The 23,219-nt window shown below is 60.2% G+C and carries 20 protein-coding genes; 10 read left to right on the top strand and 10 right to left on the bottom strand.

All coding sequences use genetic code 11. The annotated features are described in order from the left end of the window. Nucleotides 1-76 precede the first annotated feature (76 nt). Nucleotides 77-2,668 carry a glycosyltransferase gene (locus L6D74_RS21345; RefSeq protein WP_064593757.1) on the bottom strand — a complete coding sequence of 864 codons (2,592 nt, stop codon included), beginning with the start codon at nucleotides 2,666-2,668 and terminating at the stop codon, nucleotides 77-79. A gap of 274 nt (nucleotides 2,669-2,942) precedes the next feature. Between L6D74_RS21345 and tcdA the strand changes: the two genes are divergently transcribed. Next, on the top strand, nucleotides 2,943-3,761 hold the full coding sequence (tcdA, locus tag L6D74_RS21340) for a tRNA cyclic N6-threonylcarbamoyladenosine(37) synthase TcdA (RefSeq protein ID WP_236190268.1): 819 nt from the start codon (nucleotides 2,943-2,945) through the stop codon (nucleotides 3,759-3,761). Nucleotides 3,762-3,786: 25 nt separating this feature from the next. Here the strand turns inward: tcdA and L6D74_RS21335 are convergent, their stop codons facing one another. From L6D74_RS21335 to L6D74_RS21320, 4 genes are all read right to left on the bottom strand, one after another. Then, nucleotides 3,787-4,191 carry a SufE family protein gene (locus tag L6D74_RS21335; RefSeq protein ID WP_236190267.1) on the bottom strand — a complete coding sequence of 135 codons (405 nt, stop codon included), beginning with the start codon at nucleotides 4,189-4,191 and terminating at the stop codon, nucleotides 3,787-3,789. Next, a complete protein-coding gene (locus L6D74_RS21330) occupies nucleotides 4,188-5,393 on the bottom strand; it encodes an aminotransferase class V-fold PLP-dependent enzyme (RefSeq protein WP_236190266.1) in 1,206 nt (401 codons plus the stop codon). The genes L6D74_RS21335 and L6D74_RS21330 overlap by 4 nt, the downstream gene beginning before the upstream one ends. A 150-nt stretch (nucleotides 5,394-5,543) precedes the next feature. After that, nucleotides 5,544-6,578: a 2,3,4,5-tetrahydropyridine-2,6-dicarboxylate N-succinyltransferase gene (gene dapD, locus L6D74_RS21325; RefSeq protein ID WP_007954762.1), complete on the bottom strand. Its 1,035-nt coding sequence runs from the start codon at nucleotides 6,576-6,578 to the stop codon at nucleotides 5,544-5,546. Between the two features lie 31 nt (nucleotides 6,579-6,609). Further along, the gene (locus tag L6D74_RS21320) at nucleotides 6,610-6,972 is read right to left on the bottom strand and encodes an ArsC family reductase (RefSeq protein ID WP_003222107.1); all 363 of its coding nucleotides are present in this window, start codon (nucleotides 6,970-6,972) and stop codon (nucleotides 6,610-6,612) included. A 181-nt stretch (nucleotides 6,973-7,153) separates the two neighbouring features. Between L6D74_RS21320 and L6D74_RS21315 the strand changes: the two genes are divergently transcribed. Next, nucleotides 7,154-8,785, top strand: coding sequence for a Na+/H+ antiporter (locus tag L6D74_RS21315; protein ID WP_236190264.1), 1,632 nt, complete (start codon nucleotides 7,154-7,156; stop codon nucleotides 8,783-8,785). 22 nt (nucleotides 8,786-8,807) lie between these two features. On the opposite strand, the gene L6D74_RS21310 is transcribed toward L6D74_RS21315, so the two are convergent. From L6D74_RS21310 to map, 5 genes are all read right to left on the bottom strand, one after another. Then, nucleotides 8,808-9,482: a zinc metalloprotease gene (locus L6D74_RS21310; protein WP_064593769.1), complete on the bottom strand. Its 675-nt coding sequence runs from the start codon at nucleotides 9,480-9,482 to the stop codon at nucleotides 8,808-8,810. Nucleotides 9,483-9,660: 178 nt separating this feature from the next. After that, nucleotides 9,661-10,395, bottom strand: a complete 735-nt coding sequence (locus L6D74_RS21305) for a zinc metalloprotease (protein WP_064593776.1) — start codon at nucleotides 10,393-10,395, stop codon at nucleotides 9,661-9,663. A 167-nt stretch (nucleotides 10,396-10,562) separates the two neighbouring features. Continuing rightward, nucleotides 10,563-11,762 carry a succinyldiaminopimelate transaminase gene (gene dapC / locus L6D74_RS21300; RefSeq protein ID WP_236190262.1) on the bottom strand — a complete coding sequence of 400 codons (1,200 nt, stop codon included), beginning with the start codon at nucleotides 11,760-11,762 and terminating at the stop codon, nucleotides 10,563-10,565. Between the two features lie 43 nt (nucleotides 11,763-11,805). Next, the gene (locus L6D74_RS21295) at nucleotides 11,806-14,508 is read right to left on the bottom strand and encodes a [protein-PII] uridylyltransferase (RefSeq protein ID WP_236190260.1); all 2,703 of its coding nucleotides are present in this window, start codon (nucleotides 14,506-14,508) and stop codon (nucleotides 11,806-11,808) included. 40 nt (nucleotides 14,509-14,548) lie between these two features. Then, nucleotides 14,549-15,331, bottom strand: coding sequence for a type I methionyl aminopeptidase (gene map, locus L6D74_RS21290; RefSeq protein ID WP_039769663.1), 783 nt, complete (start codon nucleotides 15,329-15,331; stop codon nucleotides 14,549-14,551). Between the two features lie 374 nt (nucleotides 15,332-15,705). Between map and rpsB the strand changes: the two genes are divergently transcribed. The 8 genes from rpsB to rseP all read left to right on the top strand — a co-directional run bounded on the left by rpsB (nucleotide 15,706) and on the right by rseP (nucleotide 23,175). Further along, nucleotides 15,706-16,443 carry a 30S ribosomal protein S2 gene (rpsB, locus tag L6D74_RS21285; protein ID WP_008052780.1) on the top strand — a complete coding sequence of 246 codons (738 nt, stop codon included), beginning with the start codon at nucleotides 15,706-15,708 and terminating at the stop codon, nucleotides 16,441-16,443. A gap of 190 nt (nucleotides 16,444-16,633) precedes the next feature. Further along, on the top strand, nucleotides 16,634-17,497 hold the full coding sequence (tsf, locus tag L6D74_RS21280) for a translation elongation factor Ts (protein WP_064593783.1): 864 nt from the start codon (nucleotides 16,634-16,636) through the stop codon (nucleotides 17,495-17,497). A gap of 211 nt (nucleotides 17,498-17,708) precedes the next feature. Beyond that, nucleotides 17,709-18,452 (top strand): UMP kinase, encoded by a 744-nt coding sequence (gene pyrH, locus L6D74_RS21275; protein ID WP_011332683.1) that lies wholly within the window; start codon nucleotides 17,709-17,711, stop codon nucleotides 18,450-18,452. Next, nucleotides 18,449-19,006 (top strand): ribosome recycling factor, encoded by a 558-nt coding sequence (gene frr / locus L6D74_RS21270; RefSeq protein WP_011332684.1) that lies wholly within the window; start codon nucleotides 18,449-18,451, stop codon nucleotides 19,004-19,006. Before pyrH ends, frr begins: the two co-directional genes overlap by 4 nt. 14 nt (nucleotides 19,007-19,020) lie before the next feature. Further along, nucleotides 19,021-19,776 (top strand): polyprenyl diphosphate synthase, encoded by a 756-nt coding sequence (uppS, locus tag L6D74_RS21265; RefSeq protein WP_007954779.1) that lies wholly within the window; start codon nucleotides 19,021-19,023, stop codon nucleotides 19,774-19,776. Then, a complete protein-coding gene (locus tag L6D74_RS21260; RefSeq protein WP_236190258.1) occupies nucleotides 19,776-20,582 on the top strand; it encodes a phosphatidate cytidylyltransferase in 807 nt (268 codons plus the stop codon). The genes uppS and L6D74_RS21260 overlap by 1 nt, the downstream gene beginning before the upstream one ends. Continuing rightward, entirely contained in the window at nucleotides 20,579-21,769 is a 1,191-nt protein-coding gene (gene ispC, locus L6D74_RS21255; RefSeq protein ID WP_064593787.1) for a 1-deoxy-D-xylulose-5-phosphate reductoisomerase, read from the top strand. The genes L6D74_RS21260 and ispC overlap by 4 nt, the downstream gene beginning before the upstream one ends. Nucleotides 21,770-21,822: 53 nt before the next feature. After that, nucleotides 21,823-23,175, top strand: coding sequence for a sigma E protease regulator RseP (gene rseP, locus L6D74_RS21250; protein ID WP_064593789.1), 1,353 nt, complete (start codon nucleotides 21,823-21,825; stop codon nucleotides 23,173-23,175). The last annotated feature ends 44 nt before the right edge of the window (nucleotides 23,176-23,219 follow it).

Here is a 23,219-nt window from a genome sequence, read left to right as displayed (position 1 = left end):
GCAAGGCGCGCAAAATGGCGGTTATCTTAAAGCAAAACGGCGACCATTGGCCGCCGTTTAGTGCATCGGTGAGGATTTAGACCACCGGTGCCGGTTCAGGCGCAGCCGCAGGTTTTGGCAGCGACGACAGGAACGCCATGATCAGCGCCGCCACGTACGGCAGCGACTGCACCAGCAACATGGCCACCCAGAAGCGCATGTCGTTGCTCGGAATGCCCTGCACCAGGAAGATCCCCAGCGCCGCGCCCCACAACAGCAGCATGATGAACAGCTCTTCCCGGGCTTCGGAAATCGCCACCCAGAAGCCATGGTTGTCGGCGTTTTTCGGGGTGCGGAAGAACGGAATGCTGCTGGTGAAGAAGCCGTACAGCACCGCTTTGGCGATGGTGTGCGACAACGCCAGACCGGCCAGTGCCGCGCAGAATGCATCCTTGAGGTTCACGCCCACGGCGCGACGGTAGAGGAAGATGATCTTGCCGACCTTGAACACGAACAGCGCCAACGGCGGGATCGCGAAGATCAGCAGCGGTGGGTCGACCCGCTGCGGCACGATAATCATCGCCGCCGACCACAACAGCGCGCCGACGGTGAAGAAGATGTTCATGCCGTCCGCCACCCAAGGCAGCCAGCCTGCGAGGAAGTGGTAACGCTGGCCGCGAGTCAGCTCGGTGTCTTTGCCGCGCAGCAGGCTGCGGGTGTGACGCTTGATGATCTGGATCGCACCGTAGGCCCAGCGGAAACGCTGTTTCTTGAAGTCGATGAAGGTGTCCGGCATCAGACCCTTGCCGTAACTGTCGTGGTAATACGCCGCCGACAGGCCTTTCTCGAATACCCGCAGACCGAGTTCGGCGTCTTCACAGATGCACCAGTCGGCCCAGCCCAGTTCTTCCAGAACCGAACGACGGGTCATGGTCATGGTGCCGTGCTGGATGATCGCGTCGCGGTCGTTGCGGGTGACCATACCGATGTGGAAGAAGCCTTTGTATTCGGCGTAGCAGAGCTTTTTGAAGGTGCTTTCGTTCTGGTCGCGATAATCCTGCGGCGACTGCACCACGGCGATTTTCGGGTCGGCGAAGTGCGGCACCATGTGCTTGAGCCAGTTCGGGTGCACGCAGTAGTCGGAGTCGATCACCGCGATCACTTCGGCGTCCTTGGCGGTGTGCGGGATCAGGTAGTTCAGCGCGCCGCCCTTGAAACCGGCCAGGGGCGAGACGTGGAAGAACTTGAAGCGCGGGCCGAGGGTTTCGCAGTAGTCGCGCACCGGTTCCCAGACCGCCGGGTCCTTGGTGTTGTTGTCGATGATCAGGACTTCGAAGTCCGGATAGTCGAGGTTGGCCAGGGCGTTGAGGGTCTGTTTGACCATCTCCGGCGGCTCGTTGTAGCAGGGCACGTGGATCGAAACTTTCGGGCGGTAATCAGAATCGCCGACCACCGGCAGGAATTCACGCCGGCGTTTGTGAATCCACACCGCTTCGGCCAGTTCGTGGGCCTCGGTCAGCAACACGATGAACACCCCGAGCGCACCGAGCGCCAGCAGGAAGCCCACCGTCAGGCTGAACCACGTGCTGTATTGCTGGCTGTAGTCGTAGCCGATCCACACCAGCACCGAACCGCAGAGGAACGCGATAAAGGTCAGGAAGGTACGGCCGCGCTGACGCAGGGCCGAGCCGTCGATCATCAGCAGGGTCAGCGACAACAGCGCCAGCACCACCGAACCGATGGCCAGCACGCGCCATTGCGGGATCGCCACCACCGGGCCTTCGAAGTTGAATTTCTGCTGGCGCGCGGCGTTGAACACGCCCCAGTAGGCGCCAACCGAACCTTCGTCGCTGGCCTTCCACGGCTGGTCAAACGCTTCGATCACGAAGTAGTTGAAGCCCTGGCGGTTGAGCTTGTTGACCAGTGTGCGCAGGTAGATCGCCTGATCCGCCGGCGACGCATCGGCGCCACCGCGCATGCGGCCGTTGCTCGGCCAGCCCACTTCGGACAGCAGCAGCGGCTTTTTCGGGAACATCTTTTTCAGGTCGCGGGCGCGGTCGAAAACGAACTGCCCGGCCTTGTCCACCGGAATGAATTCCCAGTAGGGCAGAACGTGGGCGGCAATCAGGTCGACGTGTTTGGCCAGTTGCGGGTATTTCTCCCAGATATGCCATTGTTCGGAGGTGGTGACCGGTACCTTCACCGCTGCACGGACACGATCCAGCAGGACGATCAGGGCCTCAGGCGTGATTTCCTCCCGGAACAGTGCTTCGTTGCCGACCACCACGCGAACCACACTGCGCGAAGAGTTGGCCAACTCGATAGCTTTAGCGATCTCCCGCTCGTTGCGCTCCTGGTCGGGGCTGATCCAGATCCCCAGGGTCACGCGCAGACCGAATTCTTCCGCCAGTTTCGGGATGTCCTGCAGGGAACCGTCGACCGAGTAGATGCGGATGTTGTCCGTCAGCTTGCTCATGATCTCCAGGTCGCGGCGCATTTCATCGTCGGTCGGATACTGATCCTTCTGTGGGAACTGTCCCTGCTGGAACGGTGAATAGGAGAAACCGGAGATCTGCTCCGGCCAGTTCGGCGCGGAGACGGGGCGGTTGATCAGCGCCCAGAAACCGGTGAACAGGGCGGCGATTGCCAGAACCACCACCAGGTTGAGTCCAAATTTACGCGATGACATAGCTGTGTCGGGTTCCAAAGGCTGTGGAACGAAGGGTCGGCTGGTTGACGCCAGGAGGGCGCGCATCCTACACCGGCAGTTCGCCGAGTCCTACAAGAGACAGGGAAATGCCGGATGTTGGGCAATCCAACCTGACTTAAGTTCTTTCGTTTCAGCGTGTAAGACAAATCTTTGTTACGTACAGCTTCAATTAAAGCAGGCGCGTTCGCCGTTCATAGCGCAAAGATGCTCTTGGCCGCCGACGGCCCTATAATGCGCGCCGGTTTTCAGGGTAATGGTCATGAGTACAGAAGATCCGCGGTTTGCAGGCATCGCCCGTTTGTATGGCATCGAGGGCCTCGATCGCCTGCGTGCAGCCCATGTGGCGATTGTCGGCGTCGGCGGCGTCGGTTCCTGGGCGGCGGAAGCCATGGCCCGTTGCGGGGTGGGCGAGATTTCCCTTTTCGACCTCGACGACGTCTGCGTCAGCAACGCCAACCGCCAGTTGCACGCGCTCGACAGCACCGTCGGCAAACCCAAGGTCGAGGTGATGGCCGAGCGTCTGCGCGGGATCAACCCGGACTGCAAGGTGCACGCCGTGGCGGACTTCGTTACCCGCGACACCATGGCCGAATACATCACGCCGAATATCGACTGCGTGATCGACTGCATCGACGCCGTCAACGCCAAGGCTGCGCTGATCGCCTGGTGCAAGCGCCGCAAGATTCAGATCATCACCACCGGTGGAGCTGGCGGACAGATCGATCCAACGTTGATTCAGGTCTGCGACCTCAACCGCACCTTCAACGACCCGCTGGCCTCGAAAGTGCGCTCGACGCTGCGTCGTGACTACGGCTTCTCGCGCACAGTGACCCGCCATTACAGCGTGCCGTGCGTGTTCTCCACCGAACAGCTGCGCTATCCGAAACCGGACGGCAGCATTTGCCTGCAGAAGAGTTTTGTCGGCGACGGCGTGAAGCTGGACTGCGCCGGCGGATTTGGCGCGGTGATGATGGTGACGGCGACGTTCGGCATGGTCGCGGCGACCAAGGCTGTGGACAAGATTGTGGCGGGCGTTCGGCGCCCGGCGGATCGGGTCAAGTCTCAGGCCTGAAGCATAGGGCTGCCCAGCAGCCCTTTTACTGCGCCAGCTCGTTCATCCGCTGCAGCACGGCATTCAAGCCATTGCTGCGCGAAGGCGACAACTGCCGCGACAGTCCCAACTGATTGAACCAGTCCGGCAGATCCACCTGCTGCAACTCGTCCGCGGCCAAACCGTTGACCCGTAACAGCAACAACGCCACCAACCCGCGAATCATCCGCGCATCGCTACTGGCTGCGAACTGCCAGCGGCCGCCGCGCAATTCGCCAACCAGCCACACCTGACTTTCACAGCCGTGCACGCGGTTGGCCTCGCACTTGTCCGCATCGCCCAACGGCGGCAGGCGGTCACCAAATTGCATCAACAGCCGCGCCCGCTGTTCCCAGCCGGCGGCGTTCTGAAATGTTTGCAGCGCCTCGGCGGCCTCGACCGGCAGGCTCATCGCAACAGCTCCAGCGCCTGATCCAGCGCTTCAAAGAACCGCTCCAGATCTTCGGAATCGTTGTACAGCGCCAGCGACACGCGAATCGCCCCGGCCAGTTCGAAACGCTTGAGCAACGGCATCGCGCAGTGATGCCCGGCACGCACGGCGATGCCCTGTTCGGTCAGCAAGTGCGCCAGATCGGCGTTGTGCACGCCTTCGACGACAAAACTGGCCAGCGCCAGTTGCGGCTTGCCCAGCAGACGAATGCCATTGCGGGCGGCGAGACCGCGTAACAGGTAATCGTGCAGCGCGGCTTCGTGGGCGGGCACGGCGTCCTGATCCAGGCCGGCCAGATAATCGAGGGTCGCGCCGAGGCCGATCACGCTGGCAATCGGCGGCGTTCCCGCTTCGAAGCCCAGTGGCGCCGGGCGGAAACGCGCCTCGTGATAATTGGCTTCCAGCACCATTTCGCCACCGAACTGCCACGGGCGCAGTTGTTCGAGCGCGGCGTTGCGCCCGAACAGCACGCCAAGGCCATCGGGACCGTACAACTTGTGGCTGGAAAACACGTAAAAGTCGCAACCGAGCGCCTGCACGTCATGCCGGCCGTGAACCACGCCTTGAGCGCCATCGACCACGGTCAGCGCGTTGTGCGCCTTGGCCATCGCCAGCAACGCCGGCAACGGTTGCCAGGCGCCCAGTACGTTGGACAACTGGCTGACCGCCAGCAAGCGAGTGCGCGGACCGATCAGGTGAACGGCAGCAGCGAGGTCGATGACCCCGTCATCGTCCAGCGGCAGGATCACCAGTTTCAGGTCGCGACGTTGTGCCAGTTGCTGCCACGGCAGCAGATTGGCGTGATGCTCCAGGGCGCTGATGACAATTTCATCGCCTGGAAGGAAAAGATGTTCCAGGCCGTAAGCCAGGAGATTCAGCGCGCTGGTGGCGCCGTGGGTGAAGATGATCCGCCCGCTGTCACCGGCATTCAGCCACTGGGCGACCTTCAGGCGGCTGTCCTCGAACGCCTGCGTGGCGTGGGCGCCGGGCAGATGCTGGGCACGATGCACGTTGGCCGCGCCATTGGCGTAGTAATGCGCCAGCGCGTCGAGCAGGGCCTGGGGTTTTTGCGTGGTGGCGGCGTTGTCCAGATAGGTCTGGTCTTGTCGTTGCAGGGCGGCGATGGCCGGGAAATCGGCGCGCCAGGGGGAGGGAATCATCACGGTTTCAAGCCCTGGTGAAGATGGGCGGGTTAACGCCGAACCCTGTGGGAGCGGGCTTGCCCGCGAATGCGTCGTGTCAGTCAAAATGAAGGGTGACTGACACACCGTCTTCGCGAGCAAGCCCGCTCCCACAGGAGGTCACAGCGGCGCTTAGTTGTGAGCGTGCAGTGCTTCGTTCAGTTCGATCGCCGATTTGTGGGTTTTGCATTCCACGGCACCGGTTTCCGAATTGCGACGGAACAGCAGATCGGTCTGACCGGCCAGTTCACGGGCCTTGACCACTTTGACCAGGTTGTTGTGCTCGTCCAGCAGCGCGACCTTGGTGCCGGCGGTCACGTACAGGCCCGACTCGACGGTGTTGCGGTCGCCCAGGGGGATACCGATACCGGCGTTGGCGCCGATCAGGCAGCCTTCGCCGACCTTGATCACGATGTTGCCGCCGCCCGACAGGGTGCCCATGGTCGAGCAGCCGCCGCCCAGGTCCGAACCCTTGCCGACGAAGACGCCAGCGGAGACGCGGCCTTCGATCATGCCCGGGCCTTCGGTGCCGGCGTTGAAGTTGATGAAACCTTCGTGCATCACGGTGGTGCCTTCGCCCACGTAGGCGCCCAGACGCAGACGTGCGGCGTCAGCGATACGCACGCCGGCCGGTACCACGTAGTCGGTCATTTTCGGGAACTTGTCCACCGAGAACACTTCCAGCAGCTCGCCGCGCAGACGGGCTTCGAGTTGCAGCTCGGCCAGTTCGCTCAGGTCGATCGCGCCCTGGCTGGTCCAGGCCACGTTCGGCAGCAGCGGGAAGATCCCGGCCAGGCTCACGCCGTGCGGCTTGACCAGGCGATGGGACAGCAGGTGCAGCTTGAGGTAAGCCTCAGGAGTCGAAGTCAGTTGCGCGTCTTCGGCCAGCAGGGTCGCGACCAGCGGCTTGTGGCTTTCGGCCAGGCGGGTCAGCAGCTTGCCTTGTACCGCGTCGATGCCTTTCACGGCTTCAGCCAGTTGCGCAGCCTGTGCGGTGGTGAAGGTGATGGCCTGGTTGCCTTCGGTGTAGCCGAGGATCGGTGCAACTGCGGCAACCAGTTCGGCCGAAGGGTTCAACAGCGGCTGGGCGTAGAACACTTCCAGCCACGCGCCTTGACGGTTCTGGGTGCCGACGCCGAAGGCAATACTGAACAGGGAGTTGGACATGTGAATACCTCTACAAAAAGTGACGGGCTGCTTACTTGAGCGCGGCCGCGTAGATGTCTGGCTTGAAGCCAATCAGGGTTCGGTCACCGAGATCGAGCACCGGGCGCTTGATCATCGAGGGTTGAGCGAGCATCAGTTCGATGGCTTTCGACTGGTCGAGATCGGCTTTGCGTTCGTCGTCGAGTTTGCGAAAGGTCGTGCCTGCGCGGTTCAACACCGTTTGCCAGCCATGCTCGTCGCACCATTGGGTCAGGTGCTCGCGGTCAATGCCGGCGGTCTTGTAATCGTGGAAGTCATAGCTGACAGCGTGTTCATCGAGCCAGGTGCGCGCCTTTTTCATGGTGTCGCAGGCTTTGATGCCGAAAAGGTGCAACGTTTTGCTTGAAACGGTCAAGGAATTGCCCCCTTTACAGGTGCTGGAAAAAAATGGTGTCGGATTATGCCATGACCAGACGGTTTCGCGGCGCCGAGGTTGCTTTTGCTGAGGGGGCTGCGACATAGGTGCAACGGCCACGCACAGCCTAAGCGGCTAATATGGCAGTTCAACGCTGTCGATTGTCCGGGATTTCCGCTTTATGCAAACCGCTTATACCGTCCTGATTCTGCTGATGCTGGTCAGTGTCTCGCGCCTGATTGGACGGGTGATTCCGCTGCCGCTGCCACTGGTGCAGATCGCCGCCGGTGCCTTGCTGGCCTGGCCGACCCTCGGCCTGCACGTGGCCCTTGATCCGGAACTGTTCCTGTTTCTGTTCCTGCCACCGCTGCTGTTTTCCGATGGCTGGCGCATGCCCAAGCGGGAATTGTGGCGTCTGCGCGGGCCGGTGCTGACACTGGCGGTCGGGTTGGTGCTGTTTACCGTGGTCGGGGCGGGCTACTTCATTCATTGGCTGCTGCCGACGATTCCCTTACCGGTGGCCTTTGCGCTGGCGGCGGTGCTGTCGCCAACGGATGCCGTGGCCGTCTCGGCCATTTCGCAGAACCGCTTGCCCACACCATTGATGCACATGTTGCAGGGCGAGGCGCTGATGAATGACGCTTCGGGCCTGGTGACGTTCAAGTTCGCCCTGGCCGCGGCGGTCACCGGTGCGTTTTCCCTGACCAACGCCAGCCTGACCTTCGTACTGGTCGCGGTCGGCGGGCTGGCAGTGGGGGTGGCGCTGAGCTGGCTGGTCGGCCGGTTGCGCGCCTGGATGATCGCCCGGGGCTGGGACGATCCGGCGACCCACGTGGTGTTCATGTTGCTGCTGCCATTCGCCGCTTACGTGCTGGCCGAACGGCTCGGCGCGTCGGGCATTCTTTCGGCAGTGGCGGCGGGGATGATGCAGAGCTGGCTTGATCTGCTGCCGCGCCAGACCAGCACCCGGTTGCTCAATCGCAGCGTGTGGTCGTTGCTGGAGTTCGCCTTCAACGGCCTGATCTTCCTGCTGCTCGGTCTGCAACTGCCGGACATCATTAAAGCGGTGGTCAGCCACGAGACCTCGTTATGGCCGACCCTGTTCTATCGCTGTCTCGATGTGGTGGCGATCTTTCTGGCGCTGGTGCTGTTGCGCTTCATCTGGGTGCAAAGCATCTGGCGGCTGTCGGTGCTGCTGCGTCGCTTGCGCGGCAAGGGTGATCTGACGCAAGTGCCGACCGCCCGTTCCTGCTGGTTGCTGACCGTTGGCGGTGTGCGCGGTGCGGTGACCCTGGCGGGTGTGATGTCGGTGCCGATGCTGATGGGCAGCGAGGTGTTTCCCGAGCGCGACCTGCTGATCTTCATCGCCGCCGGGGTAATTCTGTTGTCGCTGGTGGCGGCGTGTATTGCGCTGCCATTGCTGTTGCGTGGTATCGAAAAGAGCCCGGACGACAAGCGTCGTCAGGAAGTCCGTGACGCCTGGCGCAAGACGGCGGAAGCGGCGATTCACGCGCTGGAAATCGAAGAGGTCAACCCGCAGGACGCCGCGCAAGCCGCGCTGGCGGCGGAACTCAAGGCGCGGATCATGTCCGAGTACCGCCATCAGCTGGAGGTGTTCAACGATTCCGCCGAAGCCCAGGCATTGGCGTTCCAGATGGATCTGCTTGAACGCCGCTTGCGCCTCAAGGCATTGCGGGCGCAGCGCCTTGAGTTGTACAGCCTCAGTCGTCAGCATCAGATTGGTGATGACGTTTTACGGGAAGTGTTGGGAGAACTGGATTTGAGTGAGGCCAATCTGGGGCAGGTCAAATAATCCAGGAGGCCCGGTCCACCGATTACGCCGTTTGTGCAGCAGGGTACGGATAGACCTTCGCCATGAAGGCCTTGTCTTTTTCACTGAGCACTCGATTCAAATAAATCTTGAAATCGCCGTGGGTCCAGTCCTGGCGAACGGGGTAATGCATGATCGATTTCGGATCGTAAGGCGAATAGTCGAACGAGCCTGCATCGAGCAGGTTGAAGTAGCGTTCATCGACAGACTGGCGCGCGTAATCGTCTTCATCGGCGTCTTCGGCCACGCCGTGTGAGGCGTAAACCGCAGGTTTGTTCCAGGGAATGTTTGACTCCGGGTGCAGGTGCTCATGTTCGGCTCCCAATGCGTGCCCGAACTCATGCATGACATTGGCGGCGAAGAACGCTGGTGCTCGCAGGTCCGGTGACAGCCTCATGGTCGGGTCTGGCGCTTCGACCAATAGGGCGTTGTTACCGATGACAGACCAGTAAATACCGGGCTCGCTTTTGATACGAATATCCCCTGAGTCGCCCTCGACAAAATCGAACTTCAGGTTGATGTGAGGCAGCCAGTTGCTCGCTGCGGTTTTGACAGCCTCTTTGAACGCCTGGTCGCCATTCAGAAAGGCAATTCGCAATGTCTGGCCAGGCGTCCAGAAGTGAGCCGGTTTGCCGGCTGCGCGTTTTTTTCGGCGGGACTGGGTGATTGTTTGAATCATGTTCAAGTGTCCTTACTTGCAGGAAATAATTAACGTGTCCAGCAACTCGATGAGTTCGGGTGGTGAAGTTATTGTTGATCGTGAAAGTATGAAAGTTGTTTGATGTAAGTAGGTGTGTGTTCAATCCAGGTTCGTCAGGCGTTGCACCTGACGAATATTGTTATTTTGAGGCAGGCATTTATTTCGGATAAAGCAGTTTCATCAATTGTTTGTCTTTTTTACTGATCTTGCGGTTGATCGGGACTTGCCAGTTGCCGATGGTCAAATCGTTCGATACGGGATGGTGCATGATCGATCGCCTGTCGTAATTCGTATAAAGCGCGTCCAGCGTATCGAAGGAGGCGAACAGATTGCGGTCGACCTGTTCGCGGGTCAGCGGATTCATTTCCCGATTTCGGTAAAACGCGTACACCTTGGGTTTGTCCCACGGAATATTGGCTTGAGGGTGCTGATGTTCGTGCAGGGCCCCCAGCACATGGCCGAACTCGTGAACCACGATGGTTTCGAAATCGGCATGTTCCGGTTTGACGCCCAGATTCATCGTCGGATGGTCGGGATGAATCAATAGCGCATCAGTGCCGAGCACCGAACTGTTGTTATTGTTCCGAGTGGCGATGCGGATATCACCTTTCAGATCGTCGACGAATTCAAACTTGAGGTTGATATAGGGCAGCCATTTACAGGCCGCCTTGATAATCGCGGCCTTAAGGTCTGCGTCGGGTGCATCCATGAATGCGATTTTTAACGTGCGGCCATTTGCCCAGAGTTTCGAGTAATTGATCACGGAGCGTTTGCGGCGTGAGCCGGGTGCGCTGTGGGTACCGGCATTTGCCGGATTCTCGTTGATGGCGGCTGTGTAAGCGGCCTGATCGTCAGGCCATTGAATCAGTTGGCAATCCAGAAGTTCTTTCATTGTTCACTTCTTCCATGAAGTTAGAGTTGGCGTTGGTTCACGCGCAGCGAATAGCGCGACTCAAGACTAACGTCTGGCCGGCACAGGAATGGGGTACAAAAAACAGGGGAAGTGTTACGTGATATTTGACCACCCGTGCCGGATTGGCCGGCACGGGCATTCAGACATTACTTGTGGCGCAGGACGAAGTCGCGAATACGCTCGGCAGCCTCGACGCACTCCGCCAGCGGCGCAACCAGTGCCATCCGCACGCGTCCGGCGCCCGGATTGACGCCATCGACGTCGCGCGACAGGTACGAGCCCGGCACCACGGTCACGTGTTCTTCGGCAAACAGATCACGGCAGAACGCGGCATCGTCGCCTTGCACATTCGGCCACAGATAGAAGCTACCATCAGGGCGCTGCACGTCCATCACCGGGCTGAGGATCGCCAGCACGGCATCGAATTTCTCGCGATACAGCGCACGGTTGGCGCGTACATGCACTTCGTCATTCCACGCTGCGACGCTGGCGAGTTGGGTCTGAACCGGCATCGCGCAGCCGTGGTAAGTGCGGTACAGCAGGAAGCCCTTGAGGATGTCGGCGTCGCCGGCGACGAAACCGGAACGCAGCCCCGGCAGGTTCGAGCGCTTGGACAGGCTGTGGAACACCACGCAGCGCTTGAAGTCTTGGCGGCCCAGTTCTGCGCAGGCACTGAGCAGGCCCGGCGGCGGGGTTTGTTCGTCGAAGTACAGTTCGCTGTAGCACTCGTCGGCGGCGATCACGAAGTCGTATTCGTCGGCCAGGGCGATCAGTTTTTTCAGCACATTGACCGGAATCAGCGCACCGGTTGGGTTGCCTGGCGAGCACAGGAATAGGATCTGGCAGCGCTTCCAGATCTCCGGCGATACGGCGTCGAAATCCGGATTGAAGCCGTTCTCGTCCAGGCACGGCAGGTAATGCGGCTTGGCCCCGGCGAGGAACGCTGCGCCTTCGTAGATCTGATAGAACGGGTTCGGGCTGACCACCAGCGCGTCGTCGCCACTGTTGACCACGGTCTGGGTGAAGGCGAACAGCGCTTCACGGGTGCCGTTGACCGGCAGCACGTTGCGCGCCGGGTCGATCCAGCCGCTCGGCACGTTGAAACGACGTTCGCACCAGGCCGCGATGGCTTCGCGCAGGGCCGGAATGCCGAGGGTGGTCGGGTACACCGCCATCTGATCCAGATTGTTGGCCAGCGCCTCGGCGACGAAGCTTGGCGAGCGATGCTTCGGTTCGCCGATGGACAGCGCGATCGGGCGCTTGTCCGGGTTTGGCGTAACGCTGCCGAGCAGGGCGCGGAGCTTTTCGAACGGGTAGGGCTGAAGCTGGGACAGAGCGTTGTTCATCGGTGCGGGATCTCGTGCAAAGCGGTTGAATCCGGGCGCGCAATCAAATGCTGATGCGCGACAGGTTGATATCGGGTTCCTGATTGACGCTCAACTGTTCGACGATGGCATCCTGCAAACGGCTGCACAGCAGCGGGTCGGACAGCGGTTGATTGTGGGCGTCGGTGATGAAGAACACGTCTTCCACCCGCTCGCCCAGGGTGGCGATTTTGGCGTTCTGCAGCGACAGGTCGAACTCGAGGAAAATCCCGCCGACCCGTGCCAGCAGGCCTGGACGATCCGGCGCAGTGAGTTCCAGTACGGTTACCGGACGCTGGGCGTCGTTGTGGATCGTCACCTGCGGGGCGAACGCAAAATGCTTGAGCTGGCGCGGCACCCGACGCTGGATGATCGTCGGGTAGTCGGCCGGGTTGCGCAGGGCTTCGGTCAGTCCCTCGCGAATCTGCTTGACCCGGACCGGATTGTCGCCGATCGAGTCGCCATCGGTATCGAGCACGATGTAGGTGTCCAGGGTGAACTGGCTGCTGGACGTGATGACCCGGGCGTCGTGAATGTTCAGGTTGAGCTGATCCATCGCAGCCACGGTCACGGCGAAGAAGTCGTGCTGGTCCGGCGCATAGATGAAGATCTGCGTGCCGCCCTCGAATTCGCGCTGGGTGGTTTCCTTGATCAGCACCAGCGGGCCGCCGTCAGCCGGTTGCTGGAGAATGGCGTCGGTGTGCCAGGCCACATCGCCGGCGGTGTGGCGCAGGAAGTAGTCGTCGCCCAGCTGCGCCCACAACTGCTCGACGTCATCTGGGTCGGTGCCGCCGCGCACCAGAATGTCCAGTGCTGCGCTCTGGGTCTGGCGGATCTGTTCTTCGCGATCCACCGGGTTCTCAAGGCCGCGGCGCAGGGCGCGCTTGGTCTCGGTGTAGAGCTGGCGCAGCAGACTGGCGCGCCACGAGTTCCACAGCGTCGGGTTGGTCGCGTTGATGTCGGCCACGGTCAGCACGTACAGGTAGTCGAGACGGGTTTCGTCACCGACCGCCAGCGCGAAGTCGTGGATTACCTGCGGGTCGGACAGGTCCTTGCGCTGGGCGGTGGTCGACATCACCAGGTGGTTCTGCACCAGCCACACGATCAGGCGGCTGTCCCACACCGGCAATTGATGGCGCTGACAGAACGCTTCAGCGTCCACGGCACCAATTTCCGAGTGATCACCATGCCGGCCCTTGCCGATGTCGTGGTACAGGCCGGCCATATAAATGAGTTCAGGCTTGGGCAGTTTCGCCATCAGCTTGGCGGCCAGCGGGAATTTCTCCGACACCTGGGTGTACTGCAATTTTCGCAGATGTTTGATCAGGTTCAGCGTGTGCGCATCGACCGTATAGATGTGGAACAGGTCGTGCTGCATCTGCCCGACGATGAAGCCGAACTCCGGCAGATAGCGCCCGAGAATGCCGTAACGGTTCATCCGCCGCAGGTTGCGGTGGATGCCGATCTTGCACTTGAACAGCTCGATGAACAGGCTGGTGTTGCGGATGTCGTTGCGAAAGTTGTCGTCGATCAGGTGACGGTTTTCCCGCAGCAGACGAATGGTGTCGGCGCGTACGCCTTTGATTTCCGGCTGCTGGGCCATCAGCACGAAGATCTCGAGCATGGCGAACGGCGTACGGCGGAACACATTGTCGTTGCGTGCCTCGATGTAGCCGTCGTGCAGCTGGAAGCGCGAGTTGATTGGCTGTGGCGGCGCTTCGTCTTCCGGGGCGAGGATGACTTCTTCGAAGTGCTGGATGATCAGGTCGCTGAGCTGGGCAATGCTCATCACCACCCGGAAATACTGCTGCATGAAGTTTTCGACGGCCTGTTTGGCGTCGTCGCCTTCAAAACCCAGCAGCCCGGCAATGGTGCGCTGGTGATCGAACAGCAGGCGGTCTTCGGAGCGACCGGCCAGCATGTGCAGGGCGTAACGCACTTTCCAGAGGAATTCCTGAGAGGACGCCAGCAGGGCGTTTTCACTCTCGACCAGAAAGCCTTCGCCGGCCAGGGCACGCAGGTTCAGGGTGCCGTACTGACGACGGGCTACCCACAGAATGGTCTGAATATCCCGTAGTCCGCCGGGCGAGCCTTTGACGTTGGGTTCGAGGTTGTATTCGGTGTCGTTGTACTTGTGGTGGCGAGCCTTCTGCTCGGCGCGCTTGGCCAGGAAGAACTCCTTGCTCGGCCACATGTGTGCAGTGCTGGTGACGTCGAGCATGCGCTGGCGCAGGCGCTCGGGGCCGCAGATGGTGCGGCTTTCCATCAGGTTGGTGACCACCGTCAGGTCGGCGCGCGCCTCTTCGGCGCATTCGTCCACCGAACGAACGCTCTGACCGACTTCCAGGCCGATGTCCCACAGCAGGGTGAGAAAACGCTCGATGGAATCGCGGAAGATTTCGTGGTCGGCGCTGTCCAGCAGGATCAGCAGGTCGATGTCGGAGTAGGGGTGCAATTCACCGCGACCGTAGCCGCCGACCGCGACCAGCGCGATGTCGGCGTCTTCGCTCCAGTCGAACTGGTCCCAGGCCTTTTGCAGGATGTTATCGACGAACCACGCCCGATCTTCGATCAGTCGCCGGATGTCGCGACCGGCCCGAAAACGTGCATCGAGCACCTCGCGGGCCTGGCGGATCGCCTTCTTGAACGCCGCGATGGGACTCGCTTTCAGGGCCAGTTCAGCCTGGAACTGGCCGCGGTCGAAGAGTTCGGGATCAACCTGCGGCATCGATTGGCTTTCCTTCTATAGGCTGGGAACGGTGTCTGGGTCAGGCCGAGATGCGCGGGATCGTGTCGTCGCTGCGCAGGGTGAAGATCTCGTAGCCGGTGTCGGTGACAAGCAAAGTGTGTTCCCACTGTGCCGACAGCTTGCGATCCTTGGTGATAGCGGTCCAGCCGTCGCCCAGTACTTTGGTGTCGGCCTTGCCCTGGTTGATCATCGGCTCGATGGTGAAGGTCATGCCGGCCTTCAGTTCCATGCCGGTGCCTGCACGGCCGTAGTGCAGGATCTGCGGTTCTTCGTGGAACACCTTGCCGATGCCGTGGCCGCAGAATTCACGTACCACCGAGAAGCCGTTCTTTTCCGCGTGTTTCTGGATGATTTCGCCGATGTCGCCGAGGCGGCAGCCGGGTTTGACGATCTCGATCGCCTTGTACATGCATTCCTGGGTGACCTGCGACAGGCGCTCGGCCCAGACCGGCACGGTGCCGACGTGGAACATGCGGCTGGTGTCGCCGTGGTAACCGTCCTTGATCACGGTGACGTCGATGTTCAGGGTGTCGCCGTTTTTCAGCGGCTTGTCGTTCGGGATGCCGTGGCAGACCACGTGGTTGATCGAGGTGCAGATCGACTTCGGGTAGCCCTTGTAGTTGAGCGGGGCAGGGATGGCCTGCTGCACGTTGACGATATAGTCGTGGCAGATCTGGTTCAGCTCATCGGTGGTCACGCCAGGCTTGACGTGCTCGGCAATCATTTCCAGCACATCGGCGGCCAGTTTGCCGGCGACACGCATGCCAGCGATGTCCTCGGGGGTTTTGAGGGTGACGGTCATACAGGCTCTCTCTGCGCTCGACGGCGCTTGCTGATACGAACAGGGGCGCGGCTGTTGATTTGGCGGCCCCGAAAAACGCGATTCTAACAGACCAAAGGCGCAAATCCGCGCCTGCGTGTATCGCTTCTCTCTATACAATGCGGCGCATTGTCCCGATTCCAAGGGGCTGGCGCGCATGTCCCTGACGCGATTGCAGATTCCGGGTTCCGTTTGCGTCGCCCCTGTGGTATAAAATGCGCCGCTTTCCGGGGATAGCTCCGGGAGCATTAACCCACACACGTGTCGACACGATGGCCTGGGTGCCTTTGATCCTCGGATCAATGGTTGGTCATTGGGATACGTGGAGGCCCAACCCGACTTATCAAGGAACTATCATGTCCCAAGTCAACATGCGCGATATGCTGAAGGCCGGTGTGCACTTCGGTCACCAAACCCGTTACTGGAATCCGAAAATGGGTAAATACATTTTCGGCGCGCGTAACAAGATTCACATCATCAACCTTGAAAAAACCCTGCCAATGTTCAACGAAGCTCTGACTTTCGTAGAGCGTCTGGCCCAGGGCAAAAACAAGATTCTGTTCGTCGGCACCAAGCGTTCCGCTGGCAAGATCGTTGCTGAAGAAGCAGCACGTTGCGGTTCGCCGTACGTCGATCACCGCTGGTTGGGCGGCATGCTGACCAACTTCAAGACCATTCGTGCTTCCATCAAGCGTCTGCGTGACCTTGAAGTACAAGCCGAAGACGGTACTTTCGCCAAGCTGACCAAGAAAGAAGCGCTGATGCGCACTCGCGATCTTGAGAAGCTGGATCGCTCCCTGGGCGGCATCAAGGACATGGGCGGTCTGCCAGACGCACTGTTCGTGATCGACGTTGACCACGAGCGCATCGCGATCACCGAAGCCAACAAGCTGGGCATCCCGGTCATCGGCGTTGTCGATACCAACAGCAGCCCGGAAGGCGTTGACTACATCATCCCAGGCAACGATGACGCAATCCGCGCTATCCAGCTGTACATGGGTTCGATGGCTGACGCAGTCATCCGCGGTCGCAACAACGTTGCTGGCGGTACTGTAGAATTCGCAGCTGAAGAAACTCAGGCTGCAGCTGAGTAATTGACGCCCTGGCGTTGACTCAGTAAGCAAAAAGGGGGCTTGGCCCCCTTTTTGCCACCTCGAAAACCATCTGTCGGCAGCGCAGCTACAGCATCTGTAACGTGCAGCGGCTACAAACAGGTTCGGGAAGAATTGAACGCCCGTTCGATCGGGTGGAATGGTTGAAAACCTATCCAAGAGGAATTTGAAAATGGCAGCAATTACTGCAGCATTGGTCAAAGAACTGCGCGAGCGTACCGGCGAAGGCATGATGGATTGCAAGAAAGCCCTGGAAAAGGCTGGCGGCGACATCGAAAAAGCCATTGATGACATGCGCGCTTCGGGCGCCATCAAGGCTGCCAAGAAAGCTGGCAACGTTGCCGCTGAAGGCGCTATCGCCATCAAGGACGACGGCAAGGCTGCCGTTCTGATCGAAGTCAACTCGCAGACCGACTTCCTGGCTCTGCAGGACGACTTCAAAAACTTCGTTGCTGCCAGCGTTGACAAAGCATTCGCTGACAAGCTGACCGATGCAGCTCCGCTGATCGCTTCTCAAGAAGCCGCTCGCGAAGCACTGGTTGCCAAAGTAGGCGAGAACGTCAACATCCGTCGCCTGGTGCGCGTAGAAGGCGACGTAGTCGGCACCTACCTGCACGGCAACAAGATCGGTGTTGCTGTTGTCCTGAAAGGCGGCGACGTCGAGCTGGCCAAAGACATCGCAATGCACGTTGCTGCAAGCAACCCTGAGTTCCTGCTGCCTTCGCAAGTCTCCGACGAAGCGATCGAGCGTGAAAAGGCTGTGTTCCTGCAGCTGAACGAAGAAAAAATCAAAGGCAAGCCAGAAAACATTGTTGAGAACATGGTCAAAGGCCGTATCAGCAAGTTCCTGGCAGAAGCGAGCCTGGTTGAGCAGGCGTTCGTCAAGAACCCTGAAATCAAGGTTGGCGAGCTGGCCAAGAAAGGCGGCGCTGAAATCGTTTCCTTCACCTACTTCAAAGTAGGCGAAGGCATCGAGAAGCCGGTCGACAACTTCGCTGAAGAAGTTGCTGCCCAGCTGGCTGCCGCCAAGCAATAAGACGGTTTTTCAACTGTCGCCCGAAAGAGGCTGCCCGCTCACGCGCGCAGCCTCTTTTCAGATAGGGTTACCAATTTTTAATTGGTTTCCCCTTGGAACTGACTTACAAAGCCATGTTCCGATGGCGCTGAAGCAGCGCCAAGCTAGAGTGAACGCCAGCTGTAAACAGCTCGCAAAGAATTTTTAAAATACGCCGCAGGAGAGATTCGCAATGGCTCAGCAGGGCAGTGGTTATCAGGCTCGCTATAAACGCATTCTACTCAAGCTTAGCGGCGAGGCCCTGATGGGCTCGGAAGAGTTCGGGATCGATCCGAAAGTGCTCGATCGCATGGCGCTGGAAGTCGGCCAACTGGTCGGCATCGGCGTTCAGGTCGGTCTGGTGATCGGCGGTGGCAACCTGTTCCGCGGTGAAGCGCTGAGCAAGGCCGGCATGGATCGGGTCACGGGCGACCACATGGGCATGCTGGCCACTGTGATGAACGCCCTGGCCATGCGCGACGCGCTGGAACGTGCCAATATCTCCGCCATCGTGATGTCGGCCATCTCCATGGTCGGTGTAACCGATCACTATGACCGTCGCAAGGCCATGCGCCACCTGAACTCCAAGGACGTGGTGATCTTCGCGGCCGGTACCGGCAATCCGTTCTTTACCACGGATTCGGCAGCCTGCCTGCGCGCTATTGAAATCGACGCTGATGTCGTGCTCAAGGCGACCAAGGTCGATGGCGTCTACACCGCTGACCCGTTCAAAGACCCGCATGCCGAGAAGTTCGATCATCTGACATACGATGAAGTACTGGATCGCAAGCTGGGTGTAATGGATCTGACGGCTATCTGCCTGTGCCGCGATCACAAGATGCCGCTGCGCGTATTTAACATGAACAAGCCGGGCGCCCTGCTGAACATCGTGCATGGTGGCGCTGAAGGCACTCTGATCGAGGAAGTCCAACAATGATCAACGAAATCAAGAAAGACGCTAAAGAGCGCATGACGAAGTCCGTTGAGTCCCTGGCTCACAACTTCGGCCGTATCCGCACCGGTCAGGCGCACCCGAGCATCCTGGAAGGCGTGATGGTGCCTTACTACGGCGCTGATACCCCGATCAAACAAGTGGCCAACATCACCGTCAAGGATGCCCGTACCCTGCAAGTCGTTGCGTTCGAGCGCAACATGCTGGGTGCCGTGGACAAGGCCATCGGCAGTGCAGGTCTGAACCTGAACCCTACTAACCTGGGTGAGTTGCTGCTGATCAGCATGCCGGCCCTGACTGAAGAAACCCGTCGCGGTTTCACCAAGCAGGCGCGTGATGTGGCTGAAGACGCTCGTGTTGCCGTGCGCAACATCCGTCGCGATGCCAACAGCTCCCTGAAGGATCTGGTCAAGGAAAAGGAAATCAGTGAAGACGAAGAGCGTCGCGCAGCCGGCGAGATCGACGATCTGACCAAGAAGTTCGTGGCTGAAATCGACGCCAAGCTGGCCGAGAAAGAAAAAGACCTGATGGCCGTATAAGGGTCGAGTTTTAAATGGACAAGACCAAGCAGACTGCGCCGTCCGCGGTGCCGCGCCATGTCGCGATCATCATGGATGGCAATAATCGCTGGGCGAAAAAACGCTTCATGCCGGGTGTCGCCGGGCATAAAGCGGGCGTGGACGCTGTACGGGCGGTGATCGAGGTGTGTGCCGAGGCCAAGGTCGAGGTGCTCACCCTGTTCGCTTTTTCCAGTGAAAACTGGCAGCGCCCGGCCGATGAGGTGAGCGCCTTGATGGATCTGTTCTTCAAGGCGTTGCGTCGTGAGGCCAAGCGCCTGAACGACAACAACATCAGTCTGCGCATCATTGGTGATCGTACGCGGTTTCATCCCGAGCTTCAGGCAGCCATGCGTGAAGCCGAAGCGATGACCGCCGGTGCCAACCGTTTCATCCTGCAAATCGCTGCCAACTACGGCGGTCAGTGGGACATTGCGCAAGCGGCACAGCGTCTGGCGCGTGAGGTTCAGGCCGGGCATTTGCGGCCGGAAGACATCACCCCGGATCTGCTGCAGACCTGTCTGGTCACTGGTGATCTGCCGTTGCCTGATTTGTGCATCCGCACCGGCGGCGAGCATCGGATCAGCAACTTCCTCTTGTGGCAGTTGGCCTACGCCGAGTTGTACTTCTCCGACCTGTTCTGGCCGGACTTCAAACACGAAGCCATGCGCAATGCGCTGGCCGATTTCGCTTTGCGCCAGCGTCGCTTCGGTAAAACGAGCGAGCAGGTCGAAGCTGGAGCCCGGGTTTAATGCTTAAACAACGCATCATCACTGCACTGATTCTATTGCCGATCGCCCTGGGTGGTTTTTTCCTGCTCGAAGGGTCCGGTTTTGCCCTGTTCATCGGGCTGGTCGTGAGTCTGGGTGCCTGGGAGTGGGCACGCCTGGCCGGCTTCACCGCGCAGGCATTCCGTGTCGGCTACGCGGCGGTGGTCGCGCTGATGCTGTTCGTCATGTACATCCTGCCGGGGCTGGCACCATGGGTGCTGGGCGCGTCGGTGATCTGGTGGGGGCTGGCGACCTGGCTGGTGCTGACGTACCCGCGCTCCAGCGAGCATTGGTCCAGCGCCGCCGCCAAGCTGGTAATCGGTTTGCTGATTCTGTTGCCTGCCTGGCAAGGGCTGATGCTGATCAAGCAATACCCGCTCGGTAACTGGTTGATCATGGCGGTGATGGTGCTGGTCTGGGGGGCTGATATCGGGGCGTACTTCTCCGGTCGTGCGTTCGGCAAGCGCAAGCTGGCTCCGCAAGTCAGTCCCGGCAAAAGCTGGGAGGGCGTGTATGGCGGTCTGGCGTTAAGTCTGGTCATCACCACGTTGGTCGCGCTGTTCCGTGACTGGACGGTGGCACAACTGTTCAAGGGTTTGATCGGTGCGGCGGTGATTGTCTTCATCTCGGTGGTGGGCGATCTGACCGAAAGCATGTTCAAGCGCCAGTCCGGCATCAAGGACAGCAGTAATCTGCTGCCCGGCCATGGTGGTGTACTGGATCGCATCGACAGCCTGACGGCGGCGATCCCGGTATTCGCGGTGCTGTTGTGGATGGCGGCGTCGTGAGTCGCCCACAGCAGATTACCGTCCTGGGCGCGACCGGTTCGATCGGTCTGAGCACCCTGGATGTCATCGCCCGGCATCCGGAGCGTTATCAGGCCTTCGCCCTGAGCGGTTTTACCCGCCTGAGCGAACTGTTTGCCCTGTGTGTCCGTCATCTTCCTAAATATGCAGTAGTGCCGGAGGTCGGCGCCGCTCGCAACCTGCAGGATGATTTACGAGCCGCGGGCCTGCCGACGCAGGTGCTGGTCGGCGAGGAAGGATTGTGTCAGGTCGCTGCGGCACCCGAGGTGGATGCCGTCATGGCCGCCATCGTCGGCGCTGCCGGCCTGCGCCCGACTCTTGCGGCAGTCGAGGCGGGCAAGAAGATTCTTCTGGCCAACAAGGAAGCGCTGGTCATGTCCGGCGCCTTGTTCATGCAGGCCGTGCGCAAGAGCGGTTCGGTCCTGTTGCCGATCGACAGCGAACACAACGCGATTTTTCAGTGCATGCCGCAGGACTTTGCTCGCGGGCTGAGTAACGTTGGGGTCCGTCGGATTTTGCTGACGGCTTCCGGTGGTCCGTTTCGTCAAACGCCGATGGCCGAACTGGCGCATGTTTCACCGGATCAGGCCTGTGCGCACCCGAACTGGTCCATGGGGCGCAAGATTTCGGTAGATTCGGCCAGCATGATGAACAAGGGGCTCGAACTGATCGAGGCCTGCTGGTTGTTCGATGCCAAGCCATCGCAAGTCGAAGTGGTGATTCACCCGCAAAGCGTGATTCACTCGCTGGTCGATTATGTGGACGGCTCGGTGCTGGCGCAGTTGGGCAATCCCGATATGCGCACGCCGATTGCCAACGCCCTGGCTTGGCCAGAGCGCATTGATTCGGGCGTGGCGCCGCTGGATCTGTTCGCTGTGGCGCGCCTGGATTTCGAAGCTCCCGACGAGGAGCGTTTCCCGTGCCTGCGCCTGGCGCGGCAGGCCGCCGAGGCGGGAAACAGTGCCCCGGCCATGCTCAACGCGGCGAATGAAGTGGCGGTTGCCGCGTTTCTCGACGGACGGGTTCGCTACCTGGAAATCGCGAGTATCATCGAGGAAGTCTTGAATCTCGAGCCTGTGGTGGCGCTGGATGATCTCGATGCGGTGTTCGCCGCTGATGCAACCGCCCGGACATTGGCCGGGCAGTGGTTGAGTCGTCACGGCCGATAGGTCTTGCAATACATGGCTTCACGCGGCACTGGACAGGATTGCGGAGAAAGTAGATGAGCGCGCTCTATATGATTGCCGGCACCCTGATCGCTCTGGGTGTGCTGGTCACCTTTCACGAATTCGGCCACTTCTGGGTCGCGCGTCGCTGTGGCGTCAAGGTTCTGCGTTTCTCCGTTGGCTTCGGCATGCCGCTGCTGCGCTGGCACGACAAGCAGGGTACGGAGTTTGTAGTCGCCGCGATTCCGCTGGGTGGCTACGTCAAGATGCTCGACGAGCGCGAAGGCGAAGTGCCGGCCGATCAGCTTCATCAGTCATTCAATCGCAAGTCCGTGCGTCAGCGCATCGCCATCGTCGCGGCCGGCCCTGTGGCCAACTTCCTGCTCGCGCTGGTGTTCTTCTGGGTGTTGGCCATGCTCGGTAGCGAGCAGATTCGTCCGGTCATCGGTTCGGTGGAGTCCGGCAGCATCGCCGCAACGGCTGGGCTGAGCGCCGGTCAGGAGATCGTCGCCATCGACGGAGAGCCGACCTCGGGCTGGGCTGCGGTCAACCTGCAGTTGGTGCGACGCCTGGGGGAAAGTGGCTCACTGCAATTGATGGTGCGCGAGCCGGGCTCCACGGCTGACTCGCCTCGTGAGCTGGCGCTTGATAAATGGCTCAAAGGGGCTGACGAGCCGGACCCGATTCGCTCCCTCGGTATTCGTCCTTGGCGCCCGGCATTGCCGCCGGTGCTGGCTGAACTTGATCCGAAAGGCCCGGCCCAGACAGCCGGGCTGAAAACCGGCGATCGTCTGCTGAAACTGGATGGCAAGGCGCTGGATGACTGGCAGCAGGTGGTCGATACCGTTCGTACGCGTCCTGATACCAAAATCGTGCTGCGCGTCGAGCGCGACGGTGTTCAAATCGACGTCCCTGTGACATTGGCTGCGCGTGGCGATAAAAAGTCGCCAAGCGGTTACCTTGGGGCGGGCGTGAAGGCTGTCGACTGGCCGCCGGAAATGATTCGCGAGGTCAGTTACGGGCCTTTGGCGGCGATTGGCGAGGGTGCCCGTCGTACCTGGACCATGAGCGTACTGACGCTGGATTCACTGAAGAAAATGCTCTTCGGCGAGCTCTCGGTAAAAAACTTGAGTGGACCGATAACCATTGCTAAAGTGGCGGGCGCTTCTGCCCAGTCGGGCGTCGCTGATTTCCTGAATTTCCTTGCTTATCTGAGTATTAGCCTGGGGGTTCTGAATTTGCTGCCCATTCCTGTACTGGATGGGGGGCATTTGTTGTTTTATCTGATCGAGTGGGCGCGTGGTCGTCCCTTGTCGGATCGGGTGCAAGGTTGGGGGATACAGATCGGTATCAGCTTGGTGGTCGGGGTGATGTTGCTTGCTCTGGTCAACGATCTGGGTCGTCTGTAACGCTTCGCTGAATTGCGAATCTGCCGCATTTTGCGGCAGTTTGT

The sequence above is a fragment of the Pseudomonas pharyngis genome, assembly GCF_021602345.1.
Classification (GTDB): domain Bacteria; phylum Pseudomonadota; class Gammaproteobacteria; order Pseudomonadales; family Pseudomonadaceae; genus Aquipseudomonas; species Aquipseudomonas pharyngis.
The sequence above is the reverse complement of the archived record's forward strand: the minus strand, read 5'-3'. Positions and strand labels throughout refer to the sequence as shown.

What these genes read in the sequence shown, in the direction of transcription:
- map (WP_039769663.1), bottom strand. Translation starts at nt 15,331, where the DNA reads ATGACCGTCACCCTCAAAACCCCCGAGGACATCGCTGGCATGCGTGTC.
- tcdA (WP_236190268.1), top strand. Translation starts at nt 2,943, where the DNA reads ATGGTCATGAGTACAGAAGATCCGCGGTTTGCAGGCATCGCCCGTTTG.
- dapC (WP_236190262.1), bottom strand. Translation starts at nt 11,762, where the DNA reads ATGAACAACGCTCTGTCCCAGCTTCAGCCCTACCCGTTCGAAAAGCTC.
- L6D74_RS21315 (WP_236190264.1), top strand. Translation starts at nt 7,154, where the DNA reads ATGCAAACCGCTTATACCGTCCTGATTCTGCTGATGCTGGTCAGTGTC.
- L6D74_RS21345 (WP_064593757.1), bottom strand. Translation starts at nt 2,668, where the DNA reads ATGTCATCGCGTAAATTTGGACTCAACCTGGTGGTGGTTCTGGCAATC.
- L6D74_RS21335 (WP_236190267.1), bottom strand. Translation starts at nt 4,191, where the DNA reads ATGAGCCTGCCGGTCGAGGCCGCCGAGGCGCTGCAAACATTTCAGAAC.
- frr (WP_011332684.1), top strand. Translation starts at nt 18,449, where the DNA reads ATGATCAACGAAATCAAGAAAGACGCTAAAGAGCGCATGACGAAGTCC.
- rseP (WP_064593789.1), top strand. Translation starts at nt 21,823, where the DNA reads ATGAGCGCGCTCTATATGATTGCCGGCACCCTGATCGCTCTGGGTGTG.
- tsf (WP_064593783.1), top strand. Translation starts at nt 16,634, where the DNA reads ATGGCAGCAATTACTGCAGCATTGGTCAAAGAACTGCGCGAGCGTACC.
- pyrH (WP_011332683.1), top strand. Translation starts at nt 17,709, where the DNA reads ATGGCTCAGCAGGGCAGTGGTTATCAGGCTCGCTATAAACGCATTCTA.
- L6D74_RS21305 (WP_064593776.1), bottom strand. Translation starts at nt 10,395, where the DNA reads ATGAAAGAACTTCTGGATTGCCAACTGATTCAATGGCCTGACGATCAG.
- L6D74_RS21310 (WP_064593769.1), bottom strand. Translation starts at nt 9,482, where the DNA reads ATGATTCAAACAATCACCCAGTCCCGCCGAAAAAAACGCGCAGCCGGC.
- dapD (WP_007954762.1), bottom strand. Translation starts at nt 6,578, where the DNA reads ATGTCCAACTCCCTGTTCAGTATTGCCTTCGGCGTCGGCACCCAGAAC.
- rpsB (WP_008052780.1), top strand. Translation starts at nt 15,706, where the DNA reads ATGTCCCAAGTCAACATGCGCGATATGCTGAAGGCCGGTGTGCACTTC.
- uppS (WP_007954779.1), top strand. Translation starts at nt 19,021, where the DNA reads ATGGACAAGACCAAGCAGACTGCGCCGTCCGCGGTGCCGCGCCATGTC.
- L6D74_RS21260 (WP_236190258.1), top strand. Translation starts at nt 19,776, where the DNA reads ATGCTTAAACAACGCATCATCACTGCACTGATTCTATTGCCGATCGCC.
- L6D74_RS21295 (WP_236190260.1), bottom strand. Translation starts at nt 14,508, where the DNA reads ATGCCGCAGGTTGATCCCGAACTCTTCGACCGCGGCCAGTTCCAGGCT.